Genomic DNA, 20,524 nt, shown 5'->3' with positions numbered 1-20,524 from the left:
GCGGCTCTACCCCGCACCGCCGTCCACAGACCTCGTCACGAAAATCATTGTCATCTCTGGGGATTCGCGGGTATGGACCCGGCATGCGCATTCTGGTCACAGGAGCCACCGGCACCCTCGGCAGGGCCCTCGTGCCCGTCCTGCTCAAGGCGGGACATCGGGTACGGGCGCTCAGCCGTACCCGGCACGAGGACCGCGGGGGCGTGGAGTGGGTGTGGGGCGATCTGGCCTCGGGCAAGGGCGTCGCCGAGGCCGTCCGGCAGGTCGAGGCCGTCGCGCACCTGGCCACCGGCGGCCGGCAGGGCCGCGCCCAGGTGGACCTGGCCGGCACCCGCACGCTGACCGCGGCGGCCCGCGCGGCCGGGGCCTCGCACGTGCTGCTGCCCTCGATCGCCGGCGCGGACCGCGCGCCCGGCCACCGGCACAAGCTGGAGGCCGAACGGCTGGTCAGGGAGAGCGGCATGGCCTGGACGGTCGTCCGCGCCACCCCGTTCCACCAGTCGGTGGACCGGCTGCTGCGCGACCTGGCGGCGCTGCCCGTGCTGCCCATGGACCGCTCGCTGCTGTGGCAGCCGGTGCACGTGGACGACGTCGCCGGCCGCCTGGCCGCGCTGCTGGCCGGCGGCCCGGCCTGCGCCGTCGTCGAGTACGGCGGCCCGCAGGTCCTCGGCACCGAGGAGCTGACCAGGACCTGGCTGGACGCCCGCCGCCTGCGCCGCCTGTGCCTGCCGGTGCGCATCCCGGGCAGGCTGGCCGCCGCGCAGCGCGCGGGCGCGTTCACCACCGAGGCCGACCCCAAGGGCCGGATCACCTGGCACGACTACCTGTTCCCGCCGCCGCCCGTGCCCTCGGACGACTTCGCCGAGGAGCACACCGCCTCGCCGACCAGCCCGGCCACGCAGCCCGAGCGGGACCCGTCGGTGCGCGTCTACGGCGGCGACGAGGGCTACCAGCGGCCGACCCGCGGCTGACCCGCGGCCGATTCGCGGCCGATTCGCGGCCGATCCGCGCCGACCTGCGCCGACCCGCGGCTGGGACCGGTTACCGATTCGTTAGGCACCCCCCTCTTGCTGGGCTTTCTCAGCCGTCGGTACCGTCACTGAACAACTTGTTCAGCCTGACCGATCGAGAGGTTCGATGACGGACCTGGGCACCCGCATCCGGGTCTACCGAGGCATGCGCGGCATGACCGTGCGCGCCCTGGCCGGCGAGGCCAAGGCGAGCCCCAGCTTCATCAGCCAGCTCGAACGCGGGCAGACCAGCGCGAGCATCGGCATGCTGCGCAGGATCGCCTCCGCGCTCGGCATCACCGTGGCCGACCTGTTCAACGAGGACGACGAGCCCGCCCACCGCGTGGTGCGCCGCGCCGAGCGTCCCGAGCTGGCCACCGCGCCGGGCACCCGCAAGTTCCTGATCTCCCAGCGCCCGCTGCGCACTGTGGAGATGTACGCCGGCGAGTTCGACCCCGGCGCCTCCACCGGCGACGAGCCGTACACGCACGGCGACTCGCAGGAGATCTTCCTCGTGCTGCGCGGCAGCCTCACGCTCTGGCTGGGCCCCGCCGGGTCCGCCGCCGCGCACCCGCTGGGGCCCGGCGACAGCGTGGAGTACCGCACATCGGTCCCGCACCGGGTGGTCAACGACGGCGACGAGACCGCCGAGGTGCTCTGGGTGATCAGCCCGCCCACCCCGTCCGCCGGGGACAGAGCGGATGGGGAATCAGCGGAGGGGCACGTAGCAGCCGTGGAGGCAGAACAGTCATGACAGGCATCCCGCTCACCGACGACTACGCCAACGGGGGCGTCTCGTTCTGGTACCGGCAGATCGGCCTGCCCGCCAGGCGGCCCGCGCTGCCCGGCTCTCGCGAGTACGACGTGGCGATCGTCGGCGGCGGCTACACCGGCCTGTGGACGGCGTACTACCTGAAGAAGGCCCAGCCCGACCTGCGGATCGCGATCCTGGAGAAGGAGTTCGCCGGGTTCGGCGCCTCCGGGCGCAACGGCGGCTGGCTGTCGGCCGAGTTCGCCGGCTCCCGCGAGCGGCACGCCCAGGCCCGCGGCCGGCAGGCCATGATCGACCTTCAGCACGCCATGTTCCGCGCGGTGGACGAGGTCATCGACGTCACCCGCGCCGAGGGCATCGACGCCGACGTGCACAAGGGCGGTCTGGTGCACGTGGCGACCAACCCGGCCCAGCGGCGGCGGCTCCGCGAGGAGGTCGCCGACCTGCGCTCCTGGGGCTACGGCGAGGACGACATGCGGCTGATGGACCGCGACGAGCAGCGCGAGCGCCTCCAGGTGGCGGGCACGCTGGAGGCCGCGTACTCGCCGCACTGCGCCCGCGTGCAGCCGGCCAAGCTCGCCGTCGGACTGGCCTCGGCCGTGGCCGCGCTGGGCGTGGACGTCTTCGAGGGCACGACGGTGACCGAGATCCGGCCGCGCGTGGGCGGCGGCAAGGCGACCGCGCACACGCCGCTCGGCATCGTCTCGGCCGACTACGTCATCCGCGCCACCGAGGGCTTCACCGCGTCACTGGCCGGGCAGCACCGGCAGTGGCTGCCGATGAACAGCTCCATGATCGTCACCGAGCCGCTGCCCGCCGAGGTGTGGAAGCACATCGGCTGGGCCGGGCACGAGCTGCTCGGCGACCAGGCCCACGCCTACGTCTACGCCCAGCGCACGGCCGACGACCGGATCGCGATCGGCGGGCGGGGGGTGCCGTACCGGTTCGGGTCGCGTACCGACCGCCGGGGGGCCACCCAGGCGCGGACGGTGGCGCTGCTGTGGCGGATGCTGGTGAAGCTCTTCCCGGCGGCGGCCGACGCGCGGGTGCAGCACTCGTGGTGCGGCGTGCTCGGCGTGCCGCGCGACTGGTGCTCGACCGTGCATCTCGACCACGCGAGCGGGCTCGGCTGGGCCGGCGGGTACGTCGGCAGCGGCGTCACCACCACGAACCTGGCCGGGCGCACGCTGCGCGACCTGGTGCTGCGGCGGGACACCGAGCTGACGGCGCTGCCGTGGGTGGGCCGGCAGGTGCGGCAGTGGGAGCCGGAGCCGCTGCGGTGGGCGGGCGTGCAGCTCATCTACACGCTGTTCCGGGCCGCCGACCGCCACGAGAACGACCGCGGCACCGGCACCTCGCTGTACGCCCGCCTCGGCAACCTCGTCTCGGGCCGCTGACCTCCACTCTCCGGTGAGAGGTCAGGGGCCGCCGGCGCCCTGCCAGGGGTCGTAGTCGACCTCCAGCGGCTCCTGCGCCGGCCGCTCGCCCTCCGGCACGTGCTGGAGGTTGACCCGGATCCGGTACCACACGCTGCTGCGCCCGCGCATGCCGTCGACCAGCACGTCGGCGGGCTCCAGCAGGGCCGCGACCTCGGGGTGGCGGGCCTTCCAGCGGTCGAGCCCGGCCAGGGCCTCCTCCTTGTGCTGGGCCCTGGCGATCTCGATGACCGGCATGGTCTGCTGCCTGCGCCCGCTGCCCTTGGGCGGCTTGGGCGCGGGCCCCAGCTCCTCGGCCAGCTCCAGCAGGCCGTCGAGCGACCCGGCGTGCAGGTCCATGTCCTCCCACGGGTCGCCGAGCTCGGCCAGCCGCTTCGGCACGCTGTCGACGGTGAACTCCTCGGGCCGGCAGCCGGGCACCTCCTCCCAGCTCAGCGGGGTGGACACGCGGGCGTCGGGCACCGCCCGCACCGAGTACGCCGAGGCCACCGTGCGGTCGTAGGCGTTCTGGTTGAAGTCGACGAACACGCCGTGGCGCTCCTCCTTCCACCACCGGCTGGTCGCCAGGTCGGGGGCCCGCCGCTCGACCTCGCGCGCCACGGTCTCGGCCGCCTTGCGCACCTGGGCGAACGACCACCGCCGGTCGATCCGGGCATAGACGTGGAAGCCCCGCGACCCGGACGTCTTGGGCCAGGCGACCAGCCCGTGGTCGGCCAGCACCTCGCGCGCCACCTGCGCGGTCGCCAGCACGTCGGCCCACCCGACGCCCGGGACGGGGTCGAGGTCGATGCGCAGCTCGTCGGGCCTGGCCAGGTCGTCGGCGCGGACCGGATGGGGGTTGAGGTCGACGCAGCCGAGGTTGACCACCCAGAGCAACTGCGCCAGATCGGTGCAGACCACCTCTTCGGCGCTCAGCCCGGACCGGTAGCGCAGCTCGGCCACCTCGATCCAGTCGGGCCGCTTGGCCGGCGCGCGCTTCTGGAAGAACGCCTCCTGCTCGATGCCGTGGACGAACCGCTTGAGCACCATCGGCCGCCCGTGCACGCCGCGCAGCGCCGCCTCACCGACCGCCTGGTAGAACCGGATCAGGTCGAGCTTGGTGTGGCCGGACTGCGGGAAGACCACCTTGTCGGGGCTGGTGACGCGGACGGAACGGCCCGCGACCTCGATGTCAGGCATGAGATCACGATACGCGGCGGGTCCGACAGTCAGCCGGGACGCCACCCCCGGCTGCGCGCCTCCCAGTAGGTCAGCCCGAGCCGCCGGTGCAGCTCGACGGCGGCCTCGTTGTGCTCGCGCGCCTCCCGTCCACGGCCGAGCCGCCGGGCCAGCTCGGCCAGCACGTCGTGCACCGAGCCCCAGGCGGCGCTGCCCATGCCCATGACGATGAGCTGGCCGGCGATGGGCAGCAGCCGTTCGTACAGCTCGGCGGGGTCGGGCGTGCCGAGGCGGGCGGCCACCAGCCCCCAGACGGGGTGCAGGAAGTCCGCGGCCCAGTCCTCGCGCAGCTCCACCCCCCACCGGCCGATCAGCTCCCGGGCCAGCTCCGGCCGCCCGGCCTCCAGCGCCGCGAGCACGGCCAGCGGCCGCACCGGGCTCATCAGCGGCCGCTCCCCCGCCGCCACCAGCTCCTCCAGCAGCTCCGCGCCCCGGCCCCGGCCGCGCCTGCAGGTGTAGAGGGTGCCCAGGCGGCGCGCCTCGATCCCCCACAGGCTGCCGCCGAACGCGAGCCCCGGGAAGCGGGCGAGCAGGGCCTCGGCCTCGTCCCAGCGGGCGTGCAGGGTGTGCGCGGCGGTATGGGAGACGCGGACCATGGCCTCCAGCTCGGGCCGGGCGACCTCGTGCAGGAGCTGCTCGCAGCGGTCCAGGTCCCTGGCCCACTCGGCCAGGTCGCCCGCGCGCAGCAGGCACGACATGCGCAGGACGCGCCCGACCAGCCGGGCCTCCCTGGGCAGGCCGGGCACGGCCAGCATCTCCTCGGCCGCCCTGCGCCGCGCGTCGTTGCGGCCCGGGACGAACCCGGCGATCAGGTAGTTGTTCAGCGCCTTGGCCAGCAGCATCGGGTCGTCCAGGCCGCGGGCCAGCTCGACGGCCTCCAGCGCCAGCCGTTCGCCCTCCGCGCGGCGCGGGCCGTAGTGCAGCTCGATGCCGAGCGTGCCGAGCAGCGCCGCCCTGGACGCCGGGTCCTGGCCGCCGGCGAGCAGGTCCTCCAGCACCGCGACCATCGTCTCGTCCACGACGCCGTACGGCCGCCAGTTCCACACCGACAGCCCGCCGAACACCGAGACGGCGGCCACCAGCGCGTCCCGGTCGCCGAGCCGCTGGGCCTGGGCGACGGCCTCGTCCAGGTCGCGGTGGGCGCCGGCGGCGTCGCCCAGGCTGCGGCGGGCCCGGCCCAGCTCGGTGAGCAGCCGGCAGCGCCGCGGCGAGTCGCCGGGCGGGAGGTGGGCGAGCGCCAGCTCCCACAGCTCGACGGCCTCCTGGTAGCCGTGCCGGGCGGCGGCCTGGGCTGCGGCCTCGCAGGCGTGCGTGACGGCCTTGGGCGCGCCGCCCAGCCTGGCCGCCGCGGCGAAGTGGCCGGCCAGCAGCGCCGGGTCGGCGCCGGGCACGCTCTCCAGGTGCAGGCCGGCGCGCAGGTGCAGCCGGGCGCGGGCGAGCGTGGTCAGGCCGGCGTCGAGGGCCTGGCGGACGAGGGCGTGCGAGAAGCGGTAATCGGCGGCCTCGGTCAGCAGCCCGGCGGCCAGGGCCGGTTCCAGGCCGGTCATGACGTCCTCGACCGGCTGCTCCACGAGCGCGGCCAGCAGGTCCAGCTCGACCTCGCGGCCCGCGACGGCGGCGGCCCTGAGCAGGTCCAGTGTCGTCCCGGGCAGCCTGGCGAGCCTGCGGTCGATCACGTCGCGTGCGCCGGGCGGGACGAGATGGCGTTCGCGTTCGGGCAGCCGCAGCAGCTCGGTGAGGTAGAACGGGTTGCCGCCGGAGCGGTCGAGCAGCTCTTCCGGGTCGGCGCTCACCTCGCGCAGGCGCAGGAAGTCACGCACCCCGTCGGCGTCGAACGGCGCGAGCGGCAGCCTGCGGCCCTCCCTGGACAGGGCGGCCAGGGTCTCGCCGAGCTGGGCCGGGTGGCCGTCCGGCTCGGGCCTGAGCGTGGCCAGCACCAGGGCGGACGTGCCCGCCAGCTCGCCGGCGACGTGGCCGAGCAGCTTCAGCGAGGAGGCGTCGGCCCAGTGCAGGTCCTCCAGCACCAGCAGCAGCGGGCCGCCGCGCAGCGAGTCGAGCACGGCGTCGTAGAGGTCGAACAGCTCGGCGTGCGGCGACGGCGGGATCATGCCCGCGCGCGTCCACGGCCAGAACGCCGGGGCCCTGGCGTCGTCCAGGCACCTGCCCCACTCCACCCGGAATCCGCGGGCGGCGGCCAGGTCGGCGGCGGCCCTGGCCAGGCTGGTCTTGCCGATGCCCGGCTCGCCGGTGACCAGCGCCAGCCCGCCGCGCCCAGCCCGCGCCGCGCCCAGCAGCTCCTCCAGGGTCCGCAGCTCCGCCTCCCGTCCCACCAGCCGCTCGCCCGTGCCCCGGCCCGCCATCGGTACGGGCTCCGGGGCGGCCTCCGTGTCCTTGTCCGGTCGCCGGTCCGCCGCCGGGCGGGCGGTCGTCGCGCCGGGGGCGTCCAGGGCCGGGGACTGGTCGAAGACGGCCTGTTCCAGGCGTCTGAGCTCCGGGCCCGGCTCGATGCCCAGCCGTCCGGCCAGCAGGCCGCGCACCCGGCGCAGGGCGGCCAGCGCGTCGGCCTGCCGGCCCGCCCGGTAGAGCCCGAGCACCAGCAGCCGCCACGCCCGCTCCCGGTACGGGTACGCCTCGGCCAGCGCCTCCAGGTCGGGCACGGTGGCCTCGCCCAGCTCCAGCCGCGCCTCCAGCCGGTCCTCCTCGGCCGCCAGCCGCAGCTGCTCCAGCCGGGCCGGCACCTCGGGCGCGAGCCCGGGGAACTCCGCCAGCGGCTCGCCGCGCCACAGGCCGAGCGCCCGGTCGAGCACCCGCGCCGCCTCGCCGTGCCGTCCCCGCCGCACCAGCCGGGCGCCGTCGGCCGTCCAGGAGGCGAAGCGGGCGACGTCCGTCTGGCCGGGCGCGATGTCCAGCAGGTAGCCGGGCTCGCGGGTGAGCAGCACCCGGGGCGGCGTGCGCGGCCTGCGTCCGGGTTCGAGCACCCGCCGCAGGTGCGACACGTACGCCTGGAGCGTGGCGGTGGCCCTGGCCGGGGCCTCCCCCGCCCACAGCTCGTCGATCAGCCGGTCGAGCGGCACGATGCGGCCCGGTTCCAGCGCCAGCATGGCCAGCACCGCGCGCTGCTTGCGGGTGCCGAGGTCGAGCCGGACGCCGTCGGCGTCGTCCACCTCAAGCGGCCCGAAAAGTCTGAACTCCACAGACCTCAAGTCAACCCCAATTCCCACGCAAGTGGGACGACGCATCATCGATCACATGAACGAACTGAGGAACATGACGGCCGGCCCGGTGCTGCTCCCCGGCGACGACGGCTTCGACCAGGCGCGACGGCCCTGGAACCTGGCGGTGGACCAGCCGGTGCGCGCGGTGGTCGAGGCGGCCGACGCCGACGACGTGGCCGCCGTGATCGGCTACGCCCGCCTGCACGGCCTGGCGGTCACCGCGCAGCCGAGCGGCCACGGCGCGTCGGGCGACACCGAGGGGACGATCCTGCTGCGCACCGGCCGGCTGGGCGGGGTGGAGATCCGCGACGGCGTGGCGCGCGTCGGCGCGGGCGTGAAGTGGGGCGAGGTGCTGGCGGCCGCGAGCCCGCTCGGGCTGACCGGCCTGGCGGGCAGCTCGCCGGTGGTGAGCGTGACCGGTTACACCCTGGGCGGCGGCCTGAGCTGGTTCAGCCGCAAGTACGGCTTCGCCGCCGACAGCGTGCGCGCCGTCGAGGCCGTGGACGCCGACGGCGGCCGGGTCCGGGTGACCGCCGAGCACGACCCCGAGCTGTTCTGGGCCCTGCGCGGCGGCGGCGGCGACTTCGCGATCGTGACGGCGCTGGAGTTCGACCTGCACCCCGCGCCCATGCTGTACGGCGGCCGGATCATCTGGCCGGCCGACCGCGCCGAGCAGGTCATGGCGGCCTTCCGCGAGGTCACCGCCGGCGCGCCGGAGGAGCTGTCGGTGTGGTTCCAGCTCCTGACGCCGCCCGGCGCCCCCGGCTTCGTCATGGCCGACTGCACCTACCTCGGGGCCGACCCCGGGGCGCTGCTGCGGCCGTTCGAGGCGGTGGGCGGGGCGATCGCCGACACCAGGCGGCGGCTGCCGGTGGCCGAGCTGGCCTCGATCTGCGACGAGCCGGTCGACCCGAGCCCGGGCGTGGGCCACACCGAGCTGCTGACCAGGCTGGACGACGAGGTCGCCGGCGTGCTGGCCGGCGAGCCGATCGAGCCGCTGCTGGCGGTGCAGGTCCGGCACCTGGGCGGGGCCGTGGCCAGGCCGGTCGAGGGCGGGGGCGCGGTGGAGCGGCTGGCGGAGCCGTACCTCGTGCACGCGCTGGGCCTGCCGTCGCCGGAGGTGGCGGAGCGGATGGAGCGGCTCGGCAAGTCGCTGGTGCCGTTCAGCACCGGGCGGCGTCCGTTCACGATGCTGCACGGCGGGGAGCAGGCGGCGGCGGCGTTCTCGCCCGAGACGCTGGCCCGGCTGCGCGACCTCAAGCGCGCCCGCGACCCGCTGAGCGTCATCAGGTCCAACTTCCCGGTGCTGGGCTGACCGGCCTACGGCTCTTCGAGGACCAGGTCGCACGTCGCCCGGGGGTCGAGGAAGGCGCACAACCCGGCTGCCTCGGTCAGCAGGGCGTCGCGATCCGTGCGGCGCAACGGGGTGAACGGCCGGATGCGCAGCGTCCGGTCCCGGATCCGCCAGGTGCCCTGCCACATGCCGTCGATCAGAAAGGTGCCGGTGGTCGCGAAGGTGCCGGTGGTCGCGAAGGTGCCGGTGGTCGCGCCGTTGCCCGGAGGGAGCGGGACGGGGCGGTTGCCGGGGATCACCCGGGTCCGGTCCTTGTGTGACAGCAGCACCTCGCGCAGGTGGGTCAGCCCGGACCACAGCTGCACGTCCGCGACGCTCGCCGGGCCGAACGCGCCGAGATAGCGCAGGACCAGCGCGTCCACCGGCACCGGGCGCAGCGGCGCGCCCAGCCAGCTCTCCACCGGCGCCCACGCGGCGGGGCCGGTGCCGCCCCAGACGCCCCGCGGCGGCACCTGGCACAGCGCGAGGTGATGCGTGACCGCGTAGGCCAGCGCGCTCGGATCGGCGCCCGGCCGGCTCCGCGCGAGCAGCCTGCCGAGCTCGCCGCGGGTGCGCGGCCGCTCCGCCAGCAGCCGCCCGGCCTGGTCGAGCAGCGCACGCATCAGGTGCAGCCGCACCACCTGGCGCTGCTCGGTCAGCGCCGACAGCTCATCCGGTGCGAAGCCCCGCAGCCGGGTCCACAACCCCACGTACGGGGCCAGCGGCGCCTGGGACTGCATGCCGCCCAGGTGCTCGATCGTGTCGATCGCCCGGCCCGGCGCGTGTTCCAGCAGGTACTGGCGGGCCAGCGTGGCCCGGTTGAGGCGACGCCGGCTCAGCACGTCGCTCACCGCAGCGGCCCGAAGAAGGCCCGCAGGTCGGCCGCCAGCAGGGCGGGGGCCTCCATCGCGGGGAAGTGCCTGCCGCGCTCGAACTCGCTCCAGTGCGCGCCGGCCGGCGCGGGCACCAGCCGGCGCACGGTCTCGTCGGCGCCGAAGACCGCGAACCCCTGCGGCACGGCGGGCGGCGCGCCCCAGTCGGCGGAGTGGGCCTGCTCGTACAGGGTGTGCGCGGCGGAGGCGCCGGAGCCGGTGAACCAGTACAGGCTGACCGTGGTGAGCAGCTGGTCGCGGTCGACCGGCAGGTCGGTCCATTCGTGGACCTTCTCGGCGATCCAGGCGAGCTGCAGCAGCGGCGAGTCGGCCAGGCCGTAGCCGATGGTCTGCGGCCGGCTGTTCTGGATCGCCAGGTAGCCGGAGCCCTCCGTCCGGAAGGCGTCCATCCGGCTCAGGATCAGCTTGTCGACCGGGTCGTCGGCGTCGAGCCGGTCGGCGATCCCCGGCATGAAGGTGGCGACGTTCGCGGCGGTGAACGGATCGGTCACCACGTGCACGCCGACGACGTGCTCGCCGTCGAGGCCGGCGAGCAGGCCGGACACGCCCGCGCCGACGTCGCCGCCGTGCACGCCGTACCGCTCGTAGCCGAGGCGGCCCATCAGCTCGGCCCAGGCGCATGCGGTGCGCCCCATCGACCAGCCGGTCCCGCCCAGCGGCGTGGAGAAGGCGTAGCCGGGCAGCGACGGCGCGACGACGTGGAAGGCCGGGCCCTCGTCCGGGGTGACCAGCGGCTCGATCAGGTGCAGGAACTCGGCGACGGAGCTCGGGTAGCCGTGGGTGATCAGCAGCGGCCTGGCGTCGGGCCGGTCGGACCTGACGTGCAGGAAGTGGATGCGCTGGCCGTCGATCTCGGTGGTGAACTGCGGGTACCGGTTGAGCCGGGCCTCCTGGGCGCGCCAGTCGTACTGCGTGCGCCAGTACTCGGCGAGCTCCTTCAGGTGGCCGAGCGGCACGCCGCGGGTCCATCCGACGCCGGGCAGCTCGCCGGGCCAGCGGGCGTGGGCGAGCCGGTCGTGCAGGTGGTCGACGTCGGCCTGGGGGATCTCGACGCGGAAGGGCTGGATGTCGTCGCGCACGGCGCTACTCCTTGTGAACGGCTCGGCCATGAGTGCTCTTGCGCTCATGCGGAGAACACTAGGAACATTCGCGGAAAGGATCGTTCCTAGATCGTCGTCAGGATCGAAGAATGCTGGAAACCTCGGCGCGGCTGCTGCGCCTGCTGTCCCTCTTCCAGGCCCGGCGCGACTGGACGAGCACCGAGCTGGCCGCCCGGCTCGGCGTCACCACCCGCACGATCCGCAACGACGTCGGACGGTTGCGCGCGCTCGGCTACCCGGTCGACGCGCGGCCGGGCGTGGCCGGCGGCTACCGGCTCGGCTCGGACGGCGCCCTGCCGCCGCTGCTGCTGGACGACGACGAGGCGGTGGCGGTCGCGATCGGCCTGCGCACCGCCGCGAGCGGCTCGATCGCCGGGATCGAGGAGACCTCGATGCGGGCGCTGGCCAAGCTGCAGCAGGTGCTGCCCGCGCGGCTGCGTCACCGGGTGAGCGCCTTCCAGTCGTACGCGCTGCCGATGCCGTCGCGCGGCTCGCAGGTGGATCCCGACGTGCTGACCGTGATCGCGAGCGCGTGCCGCGACCATGAGCGGCTGCGGTTCGACTACCGGGCGCATTCCGGGGCGGCCGGCCGGCGCTCGGTGGAGCCGTACCGACTGGTGCACGACCGGCGGCGCTGGTACCTGGTGGCCTGGGACGTCGACCGGGACGCCTGGCGCACCTTCCGGGTCGACCGGATCGAACCGCGGACGCCGGCGGGGCCGCGTTTCACGCCCCGCGAGCTGCCGCCCGACCACGAGATCACGGCGCGGGTGGCCCGCGGGGCCGGCGAGGCGACCTGGCGCTACCGGGCGCGGGTCATCGTGCACGCGCCCGCCTCGCACGTGCGCGACCGGCTGCCGATCCCGGTGGACGTGCAGCCGCTGGGCGAGGACCGGTGCGTGTTCGAGCCGGGCTCGGACCACCCGGAGACGCTCGCCCTCCACCTGGGCCTGCTCGACGCGGACTTCACGGTCGAGGACTCGCCGGAGCTGGTGGCCGCGCTGCGCACGCTGACGAGCCGCTACCAGCGCGCGATCGCCGCCGCCGACCAGCCACCCGGCTAGGCGAGGTCGCCGTGGCGGCCGGCGCCGGCAGCGAATCTGGCGGCGCCCTCCGCGGCGTCCGGCAGCGAGACCAGGCCGTGGCGCAGCTCGTTGCGCATGGCCTCGTCCTCGGGCAGGCCGTGCTGCTCCAGCAGCGACATGCGGTCGCCGCGCAGGCACGTCTGCGGGAACGCGGCGATCCGCGCGGCCAGCTCCTCGGCGTGCCGCCGGGCCGTGCCGGTGGGCACCAGGCGGTTGACCAGGCCCATGTCACGGGCCTCCGGGGCGCTCACCGCGCGGCCGGTGAGGATCATGTCCATGGCGCGGGAGGCGCCGACGAGCCGGGGCAGCCGCACCGTGCCGCCGTCGATCAGCGGCACGCCCCAGCGGCGGCAGAAGACGCCGAACACCGCGTCCTCCTCGGCCACCCGCAGGTCGCACCAGAGGGCGAGCTCCAGCCCGCCGGCCACCGCGTGCCCGGCGACGGCCGCGATCACCGGCTTGGACAGGCGCATCCTGGTGGGCCCCATGGGGCCGTCGCCGTCCTCGCCGACGTGGTTGTCCAGCGCCTTGAGGTCGGCTCCGGCGCAGAACGTGCCGCCCTCGCCCCACAACACCGCCACGGCCGCGTCGGAGCGCTCGAAGCCGGCGAACGCGTCCGTGAGCGCGTCGGCGGTCTTCCTGTCCACCGCGTTGCGCGCCTCCGGCCTGCTGATCACGACGGTGGTGACGGGCCCCTCGCGCTCGACGCGTACGGTCATGCGCCCCTCCTCCGGGGAACGTGCGGCTTCGCCTCGGGGAAACCTGCCGAGCGTACCCTCAGGCGAGGGCCCCGGCCAGCAACGCGTCGAAGTGGTCGGCGGCCGGGGCGTCGATGCCGCGCAGCGGGCCCCGCTCGGCCAGGTGCGCCTCGGCGTACAGGCGGGCGACCAGGGCCTTGCGCCCGTCGTCGAGGCCCCATCCGGCCTGGTCCTCCAGCAGGGCGGCGGCGTAGACGTCGGCCATGAACTGGGCCAGCGGATAGAGGCGCTCCTCGGCGAGCGCCGGGTCGAGCCCGTGCCAGGCCGCGACGGCCTTGGACAGGTCGTCGATCCGCGCGTGCACCAGGTCGGAGGTGGCCAGGGCGCGCAGGCGGGCCAGGAACGGCACGTGGGCCTCCTCGCGGAGCATGGCGCGGCGCACGTCCAGGCACAGGATGTTGTCGCCGCCCTCCCAGATCGGGTTGACCTGGGCGTCGCGCAGCAGCCTGGCCACCGGCCACTGCTCGATGTAGCCGTTGCCGCCGTGCACCTCGATCGCGTCGCTGGCCGCCGTCAGGCCGAGCCGGGCGGCGCGCAGCTTGATCAGCGCGGGCCCGAGCCGCAGCCGGGGGCCGACCAGGCCGTCGAACACCATCGCCTGGGCGGCCTCGACCTCGACGATCAGCTCGGCCAGCTTGCGGCGCATCAGGGGCTGGTCGATGAGCGGGCGGCCGAACGCCTCGCGGGAACGCGCGTAGCAGACCGACTCGACCAGGGCCCGCCTGGCCACGCCGACGCCCATCATGGCCACGCCCAGCCGGGAGGCGTTGGTGAGCTTCATCATCGTGCCGAGCCCGGAGCCGGAGCCCCGGCCGGCCAGCAGGAACGCCTCGGCGTCGGTGAACTCGACCTCGGCCGAGGCGACCGAGCGGGTGCCCAGCTTGTCCTTCAGCCGCCGGATGCGCACCCCGTTGCGCGAGCCGTCGCGCCGCTCCCACAACGCCAGGAACGGCGCCACCGACCCGTCGGGCGTGCGGGCGAGCACCACGAACGCCGAGCCGTTGGCGTTGGAGGCGAACCACTTGAACCCGGTCAGCCGCCACGCCTCGCCGTCGGGCTCGGCCCACGCCTCCAGGGCGGCCAGGTCGGAGCCGCCGGTGCGTTCGGTGAACATCTGGGCGGCCTCGCCGGAGTAGTAGCCGTCGGCGAAGATCTCCCGGACCCGGTCGCGCACGTCCGGCGGCGCGTGCTTCTCGGCCAGCGAGACCACCATGTCCCCGCCGGTGCCGAGTGCGCAGCCCATCCCGATGTCGGCCTGGTCGAGCAGGTACGTCCAGGCCGCCGCCAGCGCGGACGGGTCCGCCCCGTTCGCCCGTGCCTCCTCGGCGAACGACGGCGAGGTGAAGTTGTCCTCCATGAGCGCCGCGCGCGCGGCCTGGAAGGACGGCGGCATGACGACCCGGCTGACGTCCCTGCCCCACTTGTCGTACTTCTCCAGGCGGGGCGGGTTGCGGTCGGTCTCCTCGGCACACTCGGCGACCAGGCCGCCCATCAGCGCGCCGAGCCGTTCGAGGTGGGGCTCGGCCCAGGCGAAGCCGTCGCCGAGGTGGCGCCGCATGAGCAGGCGCAGCGTGGGGTCGCAGGTCCACCAGTTGCGCCCGGCCGCCCCCTGGTAGCGCTCGGTGGCGTAGCGGTCGCTGTGGTCGAAAGGTTCGATGAGATACCGGCCCATACTCGCGAGTGTTACATATAATCAACACGCGATGGAAGACCGTAACACCTCACTCAGCGCCCGGTCGGCGGTGCTGAGCGCGCTGCTCGGCAGCCACCCGCCCCGGCTGCCCGCCCGTCACCTGGTGCGCATCGGCGCGCTGTTCGGCATCGCCGAGGGCACGGTCCGGGTGGCGCTGTCGCGCATGGTGGCGGCCGGCGACCTGACGCAGCAGGGCGGCCGCTACACGCTGTCCGAGCGGCTCGTCGAGCGCCAGGCCCGGCAGGACGAGAGCCGCGACCCGCACACCAGGCCGTGGGACGGCACGTGGGAGGTGGCGGTGGTCACCGCCGAGCGGCGCGCCCCGGCCGACCGGGCCGCGTTCCGGCACACGATGTCCGCGCTGCGCATGGGCGAGCTGCGCGAGGGCACCTGGCTGCGTCCGGCCAACCTGGTGCGCGAGTGGCCCGAGACCGTCACCGCGCAGTGCACCCTGATCGACGGCCGCCCGCACGGCGACCCCACCCCGCTGCTGTGGGACCTCGACGGCTGGGCGGCCGAGGCGGGCCGGCTGGAGCGGGCGCTCGACCGGGCCGACGGGCTGGCCGAGGGCTTCCTGGTCTCGGCCGCCGTGCTGCGCCACCTGCTGGCCGACCCGCTGCTGCCCGCCGAGCTGCTGCCCGCCGGCTGGCCGGGAGCCGCCCTGCGGGCCCGCTACGACGCCTTCGACCGCCGCTACCGCGAGGTCCTGCGCGCGCACATGGAGGGCTGAGCCCCCTCCTGAATCAGAGTTCGACGCCGAAGACGATGCGCTTGTTCCTGAACTCGGTGACGCTCCACACCTTGCCGCCGCGCACCGTCAGGTCCTCAGGCCCGATCGGGTACGGCCTGGTCAGCAGCTTGTCGCCGCTGTGGACGAGCAGTCTGCCGTTGGTGGCGGCGTCGGCCGCCTGGCTCAGGTACCACTTGCCGCCCCACGAGACCGCGCCCTGGATCTTGGGGTGGCCCATGACGAAGGCGTCCTTGGGCGTGCCGTCGGTCAGCGGCAGGTTCCAGCGGGCGACCCACCCGCCGGGGTCGTTCTCCCGGTACTCGCCCGCGACCAGCGCGGGCGTGCCGCCGCTGCGGTCGACCGACAGGAACGAGAAGTGCGGCCCGCCGCGCGCAAGCTTCCAGCAGTCGGTCTGCGGGAGCAGGTAGCGGTAGCCGAAGGCGTGGAACCGGCCGCCGGAGCGCCCGATGCGCGCGGGGTCGCCCAGGTCGGGCTGGGCGGTGCGCAGGTCGAGCAGGTTGCCCAGGTCGAAGACGCGCAGGCCGTTGTAGGTGTCGGCGACGTAGAGCAGGTCGCCGTGGCAGGCCAGGCCGCCCGCGTGCACGTCGATCGGCCCGTACGAGCCGTCGGGCCTGGCCTCGACCAGCAGCGCGTGCTGGTACTTCAGCGTCCGGGGGCTCAGGAACGACAACCTGATCCCCCGCTCGCCCGCCGCCGGCTTGAAGTACCAGCTCACCAGCAGCACCGGCACGCCGATGTTGCCGGACTCCTCGCCGCAGGTCACGCCCTGCGGGTACCAGTCGACCGTGTCCTGGTCCTTGGCGTCGAAGGCGTACCAGTCCGCCGGCCTGGGCCGCATCGAGCCCAGCGCCGCCGTCGCGCCCTTGTGGACGGCGGTCCTGTTGGCGTGGGCCAGCAGGGCCTCGACCCCGGTCGCGCCGATCTCCCCGGCCAGCTTCGCCGCCCCCGTGGCCAGCGTCCCCGTGGCCCGCGTTAACGCGTAGGGCGCCTTGTCGGCCGGTACCATCCCCGTCGCCGCCATATCTGCCTCACTTCGTCCGTCTCTCGGAGTAGTTTGACGGACGCGCGGCGGCATTTGTTGGCGTTCAGTCCCAGTTCAGTCCCAGTTCAGTCCCACAGGTGCACCGGCAGGCCCGACAGGGCCAGCTCGCGGTAGCGGCGCACGAGCCGTTCCCGGTCGCCGCCGAAGCGCGCCAGCGCCTCGCGCTGCCAGACGGCGCCGGTGCGCCGCAGCCGGGTGCGCTGGGCGATGACGTCCAGCGCGGTGTCGGCGTCGTGCGGGGTCACCCCGGCCGCCAGCAGCGCGGCCCGCGCCTCGGGCAGCAGCCTGAGCACCAGGTCGGCGGCCTCGAACTCGCCGTCCAGCCCCGGCCAGGTCAGCTTGGCCTCCAGCCCGTCCTGGGCGGCGCGGTAGAAGTTCTGGTACGCCTCGGCGAACCGGTAGCCGGTCAGGTCCCGCTCGGCCTGCGACAACGTCAGCCCCAGCAGGAACGCCGTGTTCGCGGTCATGTCCGCGCACGAGGGCCCGGCGGGCAGCGCGCGCATCTCGACCCGCAGGTGACCGCCGTCGGCCGGGTCGTAGACGGGCCGGTTCCACTGCCAGATCGTGCCCTGGTGCAGCCGCAGCTCGGGCACCTCGTGCGGCTCGGCGTCGTCGGACAGGTCGGGCACGATCGGCTCGTAGTCCTGGACGTACCGCTCGAACAGCTCGTGCGCGCCCTCCCGCACCCAGTCCGAGCCGAACGTGACCCGCCCGTCCCTGCGCCCGCGCCGCTCCACGTCGCGGTCGTCGGCCGCCTCCTCCATCAGCGCGATCCGCGTCTCCGCCCACAACTGCCTGCCCAGGAAGAACGGCGAGTTGCCGCACGCGGCCAGCACCGGCCCGATGGCGAGCTGGGCGGCGTTGAACAGCCGGGCGAAGCGGTCGGGCGGCGTGCGGATGTGCACCTGCCAGGAGGTGTTGGCGCTTTCCAGGATCACGTCCTCCACCGACAGCTCCAGGTCCTCGATCTTGACGAGGAACGGCTCCAGCCGCAGCCGCCTGATGCCCCTGCTCATGGCCCGGTAGCGGTTCTGGTCGCTCATCGCGCCGATGGTGAAGTCCTCGGCGGCCAGCGTGGGGAGAATGCCGATCGGCAGCGCGCCGCCGTCCTCGACGGCGGCGTCCACCTTGGTCACCGTCTCCTGGATCTCGGCCCCCATGCGCTCGAAGGGCGCGCCGGCCAGCGGCATCGGGGTGAGGTTCACCTCGATGTTGAAGCGGCCCAGTTCGAGCACCACGCGTGGGTCGCCGAGCTTGTCCCGCACCTCGTCGTTGCGCGGCAGCGGCCGTCCTTGCTCGTCAATGAGGAACAGCTCCAGCTCGGCCCCGATGGTGGCCGGCCCCTGGCCGAAGCCAGGGGTTTCGAGCAGCTCGCGAAGAGTGCCGAGCTGCTCCCGGATGCGTTCTCCGAAGCGCGCGTACTCCGCCTCGGAGAACCGCTCTTTGTCCAGATCTCGTCCCATCGCCCCCTTCTGTCCAGTACGCAAGTGTCCACACCTCACCAGCCGATCGGTCCGTCGTCCTCCAGGTAGGCGCCGGTCGGTCCGTCGGCGTCCAGGGTCGCCAGCCGTACGGCGATGGCCGCGCCCTGCTCGGCGGTGCGGAAGCCGGTGTGGGCGTTGAGGTCGGTGGCGCAGTAGCCCGGGTTGGCGGCGTTCACCTTGACGGAGGTGCCCATCAGCTCCTTGGCGTAGCAGACGGTGATCATGTTGAGCGCGGTCTTGGAGGAGTTGTAGGCGGCGAAGTTGAGGTCCCAGAACGGGCTGTCCGGGGTGAGCGCCAGGCTGATCGAGCCCAGCTCGCTGGACATGTTCACGATCCGGCCCGCCGGCGATTCGAGCAGCAGCGGCAGCATGGCGTTGGTCACGGTGACCACGCCGAACACGTTCGTCTCGTAGACCTCCCGCAGCTCCCGCGCGGTGACGGCGCTCGGGGCGCCGCCGTCCAGCCCGCCGGCGACGCCCGCGTTGTTGACCAGGATGTCCAGCGAGCCGTACTCGGCCTCGATCCACTTGGCGGCGGCGGCCACGCTCTCCTCGTCGGTCACGTCGATCCGCACGTACGGCAGGCCCAGCCGCCCGGCGGCGGCCCGTCCGCGCTCCTCGTCGCGGGCCCCCACGATCGCGGTGATCCCCCGCTCCGCAAGCAGCCGCGCGATCTCGTGGCCGATCCCCTTGTTCGCGCCCGTGATCAGGGCAGTCGTCGTCATGGCCCAACGTTCTCCCAGGCCGCTGCGGGGACGGGAGAGACCCGCGGAGGCTGGGATCAGCGGTACCACCTTCGCGCGCCCGCTCACCTGGCCTCAGGACGGAGGATGGAGGCATGAACCGCGACGAACTGGCCGGCTTCCTGCGCAGCAGGCGCGCCCGCGTCACCCCGTCCGACGTGGGCCACCTCCTGGCGGCGGACGCCGGCGCACGCCCGGCCTGCGCCGCCAGGAGGTGGCCCAGCTCGCCGGGATGTCGATCGACTACTACATCCGGCTGGAGCAGGGCCGGGGCCCGCACCCGTCGCGGCAGGTGCTCGGCGCGCTCGGCCGGGCGCTCATGCTGGACCAGGACGAGCGCGCCCACCTGTTCCGGCTGGCCGGCCAGGTGCTGGAGACGCCCCGGATCAGGCAGGACGTGCCCGCGGGCATCCTGCACCTGCTCGCCTTCCTGGAGGACGTCCCCGCCTACGTCCTGGACGCCCGCTACGACCTGCGCGCCTGGAACCCCCTCGCCGGCATGCTCATGGGCGACCTGGACTCCCTCCCGCCCGACGGGCGCAACGTGATCCGCTGGGTGTTCAGGTCACCCGGCATCGCCGAGCACCTGTCGGACGAGGAGAAGAGCCGCTTCGCCCGCGCCTCGGTCGCCGACCTGCGCGTGGCCGCCGGCCGCTACCCCGACGACCGGGCGCTGCAGGCGCTGGTGGCCGAGATGCTGGCGCTCAGCCCCGAGTTCGCCGAGCTGTGGGCCCGGCACGAGGTGGAGGTGCGCAGGGAGCAGCGCAAACAGGTCACCCATCCGGCCGTCGGCACGATCGACGCCATCTGCCAGGTGCTCCCCGTGCCCGACCGCGACGACCTGCGGCTGGTGCTCTACACCACCGAACCCGGCTCGCCCTCCCACCGGGCCTTGCGCGACCTGCGGCGACTCACTCTAAGCTCATGAGATGCGAGCGGTTGCCTTTGACATCTTCGGCGGGGAGCTCGACGTGCGCGAGCTGCCCGATCCCACTCCCGCGCCCGGCGGGGCGGTGATCCGGGTCGAGGCGACCGGGCTGTGCCGCTCCGACTGGCACGGCTGGCAGGGGCACGACCCCGACATCAAGGTCCTTCCCCACGTGCCCGGCCACGAGCTGGCGGGCGTGATCGAGGCCGTGGGCCCCGACGTGCGCGGCTGGCTGCCGGGGGCGCGGGTCACCGTGCCGTTCATCTGCGCCTGCGGCACCTGCGCGGCCTGCGCCACGGGCCAGCAGCAGGTGTGCGAGCGGCAGACCCAGCCGGGCTTCACCCACTGGGGCTCCTTCGCCGAGTACGTCGCCGTCGACCACGCCGACGTCAACCTCGTCCCGATCCCCGAGGAGATGGCCTACGCCACCGCCGCCGGGCTCGGCTGCCGCTTCGCCACCGCCTTCCGGGCGATCGTCCAGGTGGGCGAGGTGCGCCCGGGAGAGTGGGTGGCCGTGCACGGCTGCGGCGGGGTCGGGCTGTCGGCCGTGATGATCGCGGCGGCGTCCGGGGCGCGGGTGGTGGCCGTGGACATCAGCACCGACGCGCTGGAGCTGGCCGAGCTGGCCGGGGCCACGCACTTCGTCAACGGCTCGGCCGGCGACGCGGCGGCCCAGGTCAGGGAGCTGACCAGGGGCGGCGCGCACGTCTCACTCGACGCGCTGGGCAGCCCCCGCACGTGCGCGGCCTCGGTCGAGAGCCTGCGCAGGCGGGGGCGGCACGTCCAGGTCGGCCTGCTGCCGGGCGGCGCGACGCCGGTGCCGATGGACCGCGTGATCGGCCACGAGCTGCGGCTGCTGGGCAGCCACGGCATGGCCGCGCACGCCTACCCGCCCATGCTGGAGCTGATCAGGGCCGGGATCCTGCACCCCGACCAGCTCGTCACCCGGACGATCGGCCTGGCCGACGCCGGCAAGGCGCTGGCCTCGATCGGCTCGGTCCCGGGCGTGACGATGATCCTGCCGCGGGCGGGCGCGTGAGGGCCGGGGCGCGTACGGGCGAGT

The 20,524-nt window shown here is 74.5% G+C and carries 17 protein-coding genes; 8 read left to right on the top strand and 9 right to left on the bottom strand.

Annotation, left to right across the window (positions count from 1 at the left end):
* Positions 1-83 precede the first annotated feature (83 nt).
* The 3 genes from AB0C33_RS09425 (at position 84) to AB0C33_RS09415 (ending at position 3,179) form a co-directional block, all read left to right on the top strand.
* Positions 84-971, top strand: coding sequence for an NAD(P)H-binding protein (locus AB0C33_RS09425; protein ID WP_358285360.1), 888 nt, complete (start codon positions 84-86; stop codon positions 969-971).
* 166 nt (positions 972-1,137) lie between these two features.
* Positions 1,138-1,764: a cupin domain-containing protein gene (locus AB0C33_RS09420; protein WP_352356863.1), complete on the top strand. Its 627-nt coding sequence runs from the start codon at positions 1,138-1,140 to the stop codon at positions 1,762-1,764.
* A complete protein-coding gene (locus tag AB0C33_RS09415; protein WP_358285358.1) occupies positions 1,761-3,179 on the top strand; it encodes an FAD-binding oxidoreductase in 1,419 nt (472 codons plus the stop codon). The genes AB0C33_RS09420 and AB0C33_RS09415 overlap by 4 nt, the downstream gene beginning before the upstream one ends.
* A gap of 21 nt (positions 3,180-3,200) precedes the next feature.
* Here the strand turns inward: AB0C33_RS09415 and ligD are convergent, their stop codons facing one another.
* Both ligD and AB0C33_RS09405 read right to left on the bottom strand, forming a co-directional pair.
* Positions 3,201-4,397, bottom strand: coding sequence for a non-homologous end-joining DNA ligase (gene ligD, locus AB0C33_RS09410; RefSeq protein WP_358285356.1), 1,197 nt, complete (start codon positions 4,395-4,397; stop codon positions 3,201-3,203).
* Positions 4,398-4,426: 29 nt separating this feature from the next.
* Entirely contained in the window at positions 4,427-7,630 is a 3,204-nt protein-coding gene (locus AB0C33_RS09405) for a BTAD domain-containing putative transcriptional regulator (RefSeq protein WP_358285354.1), read from the bottom strand.
* A 55-nt stretch (positions 7,631-7,685) separates the two neighbouring features.
* Here AB0C33_RS09405 and AB0C33_RS09400 point away from each other — a divergent pair, with 55 nt between their 5' ends.
* On the top strand, positions 7,686-8,966 hold the full coding sequence (locus AB0C33_RS09400) for an FAD-binding protein (RefSeq protein WP_358285353.1): 1,281 nt from the start codon (positions 7,686-7,688) through the stop codon (positions 8,964-8,966).
* 5 nt (positions 8,967-8,971) lie between these two features.
* Here AB0C33_RS09400 and AB0C33_RS09395 read toward each other — a convergent pair whose 3' ends face one another.
* Complete coding sequence (locus AB0C33_RS09395) at positions 8,972-9,826, bottom strand: crosslink repair DNA glycosylase YcaQ family protein (RefSeq protein WP_358285350.1); 855 nt, start codon at positions 9,824-9,826, stop codon at positions 8,972-8,974.
* 5 nt (positions 9,827-9,831) lie between these two features.
* Entirely contained in the window at positions 9,832-10,956 is a 1,125-nt protein-coding gene (locus AB0C33_RS09390; RefSeq protein ID WP_358285348.1) for an epoxide hydrolase family protein, read from the bottom strand.
* A 110-nt stretch (positions 10,957-11,066) separates the two neighbouring features.
* Between AB0C33_RS09390 and AB0C33_RS09385 the strand changes: the two genes are divergently transcribed.
* Complete coding sequence (locus AB0C33_RS09385) at positions 11,067-12,041, top strand: YafY family protein (RefSeq protein WP_358285346.1); 975 nt, start codon at positions 11,067-11,069, stop codon at positions 12,039-12,041.
* On the opposite strand, the gene AB0C33_RS09380 is transcribed toward AB0C33_RS09385, so the two are convergent.
* A complete protein-coding gene (locus AB0C33_RS09380) occupies positions 12,038-12,781 on the bottom strand; it encodes a crotonase/enoyl-CoA hydratase family protein (RefSeq protein WP_358285344.1) in 744 nt (247 codons plus the stop codon). The two genes, AB0C33_RS09385 and AB0C33_RS09380, sit on opposite strands and share 4 nt — an antisense overlap.
* 58 nt (positions 12,782-12,839) lie before the next feature.
* The gene (locus AB0C33_RS09375) at positions 12,840-14,492 is read right to left on the bottom strand and encodes an acyl-CoA dehydrogenase family protein (RefSeq protein ID WP_358285342.1); all 1,653 of its coding nucleotides are present in this window, start codon (positions 14,490-14,492) and stop codon (positions 12,840-12,842) included.
* A 31-nt stretch (positions 14,493-14,523) separates the two neighbouring features.
* Here AB0C33_RS09375 and AB0C33_RS09370 point away from each other — a divergent pair, with 31 nt between their 5' ends.
* On the top strand, positions 14,524-15,243 hold the full coding sequence (locus AB0C33_RS09370) for a PaaX family transcriptional regulator C-terminal domain-containing protein (RefSeq protein ID WP_358285340.1): 720 nt from the start codon (positions 14,524-14,526) through the stop codon (positions 15,241-15,243).
* A gap of 13 nt (positions 15,244-15,256) precedes the next feature.
* Here AB0C33_RS09370 and AB0C33_RS09365 read toward each other — a convergent pair whose 3' ends face one another.
* The 3 genes from AB0C33_RS09365 to AB0C33_RS09355 all read right to left on the bottom strand — a co-directional run bounded on the left by AB0C33_RS09365 (position 15,257) and on the right by AB0C33_RS09355 (position 18,515).
* Positions 15,257-16,285 (bottom strand): hypothetical protein, encoded by a 1,029-nt coding sequence (locus AB0C33_RS09365; protein ID WP_358285338.1) that lies wholly within the window; start codon positions 16,283-16,285, stop codon positions 15,257-15,259.
* 86 nt (positions 16,286-16,371) lie between these two features.
* Complete coding sequence (locus AB0C33_RS09360) at positions 16,372-17,769, bottom strand: glutamate--cysteine ligase (RefSeq protein ID WP_358285336.1); 1,398 nt, start codon at positions 17,767-17,769, stop codon at positions 16,372-16,374.
* Between the two features lie 35 nt (positions 17,770-17,804).
* Positions 17,805-18,515: an SDR family oxidoreductase gene (locus AB0C33_RS09355; protein WP_358285334.1), complete on the bottom strand. Its 711-nt coding sequence runs from the start codon at positions 18,513-18,515 to the stop codon at positions 17,805-17,807.
* Between the two features lie 232 nt (positions 18,516-18,747).
* Here AB0C33_RS09355 and AB0C33_RS09350 point away from each other — a divergent pair, with 232 nt between their 5' ends.
* Both AB0C33_RS09350 and AB0C33_RS09345 read left to right on the top strand, forming a co-directional pair.
* The gene (locus AB0C33_RS09350; RefSeq protein ID WP_358285332.1) at positions 18,748-19,461 is read left to right on the top strand and encodes a helix-turn-helix transcriptional regulator; all 714 of its coding nucleotides are present in this window, start codon (positions 18,748-18,750) and stop codon (positions 19,459-19,461) included.
* Position 19,462: 1 nt separating this feature from the next.
* Entirely contained in the window at positions 19,463-20,500 is a 1,038-nt protein-coding gene (locus AB0C33_RS09345; RefSeq protein WP_358285330.1) for a zinc-dependent alcohol dehydrogenase family protein, read from the top strand.
* Positions 20,501-20,524 lie beyond the last annotated feature (24 nt).

Source organism: Nonomuraea sp. NPDC048881 (assembly GCF_040649795.1).
Lineage (GTDB): Bacteria > Actinomycetota > Actinomycetes > Streptosporangiales > Streptosporangiaceae > Nonomuraea.
This window is presented reverse-complemented; position numbering and strand designations above follow the sequence as displayed.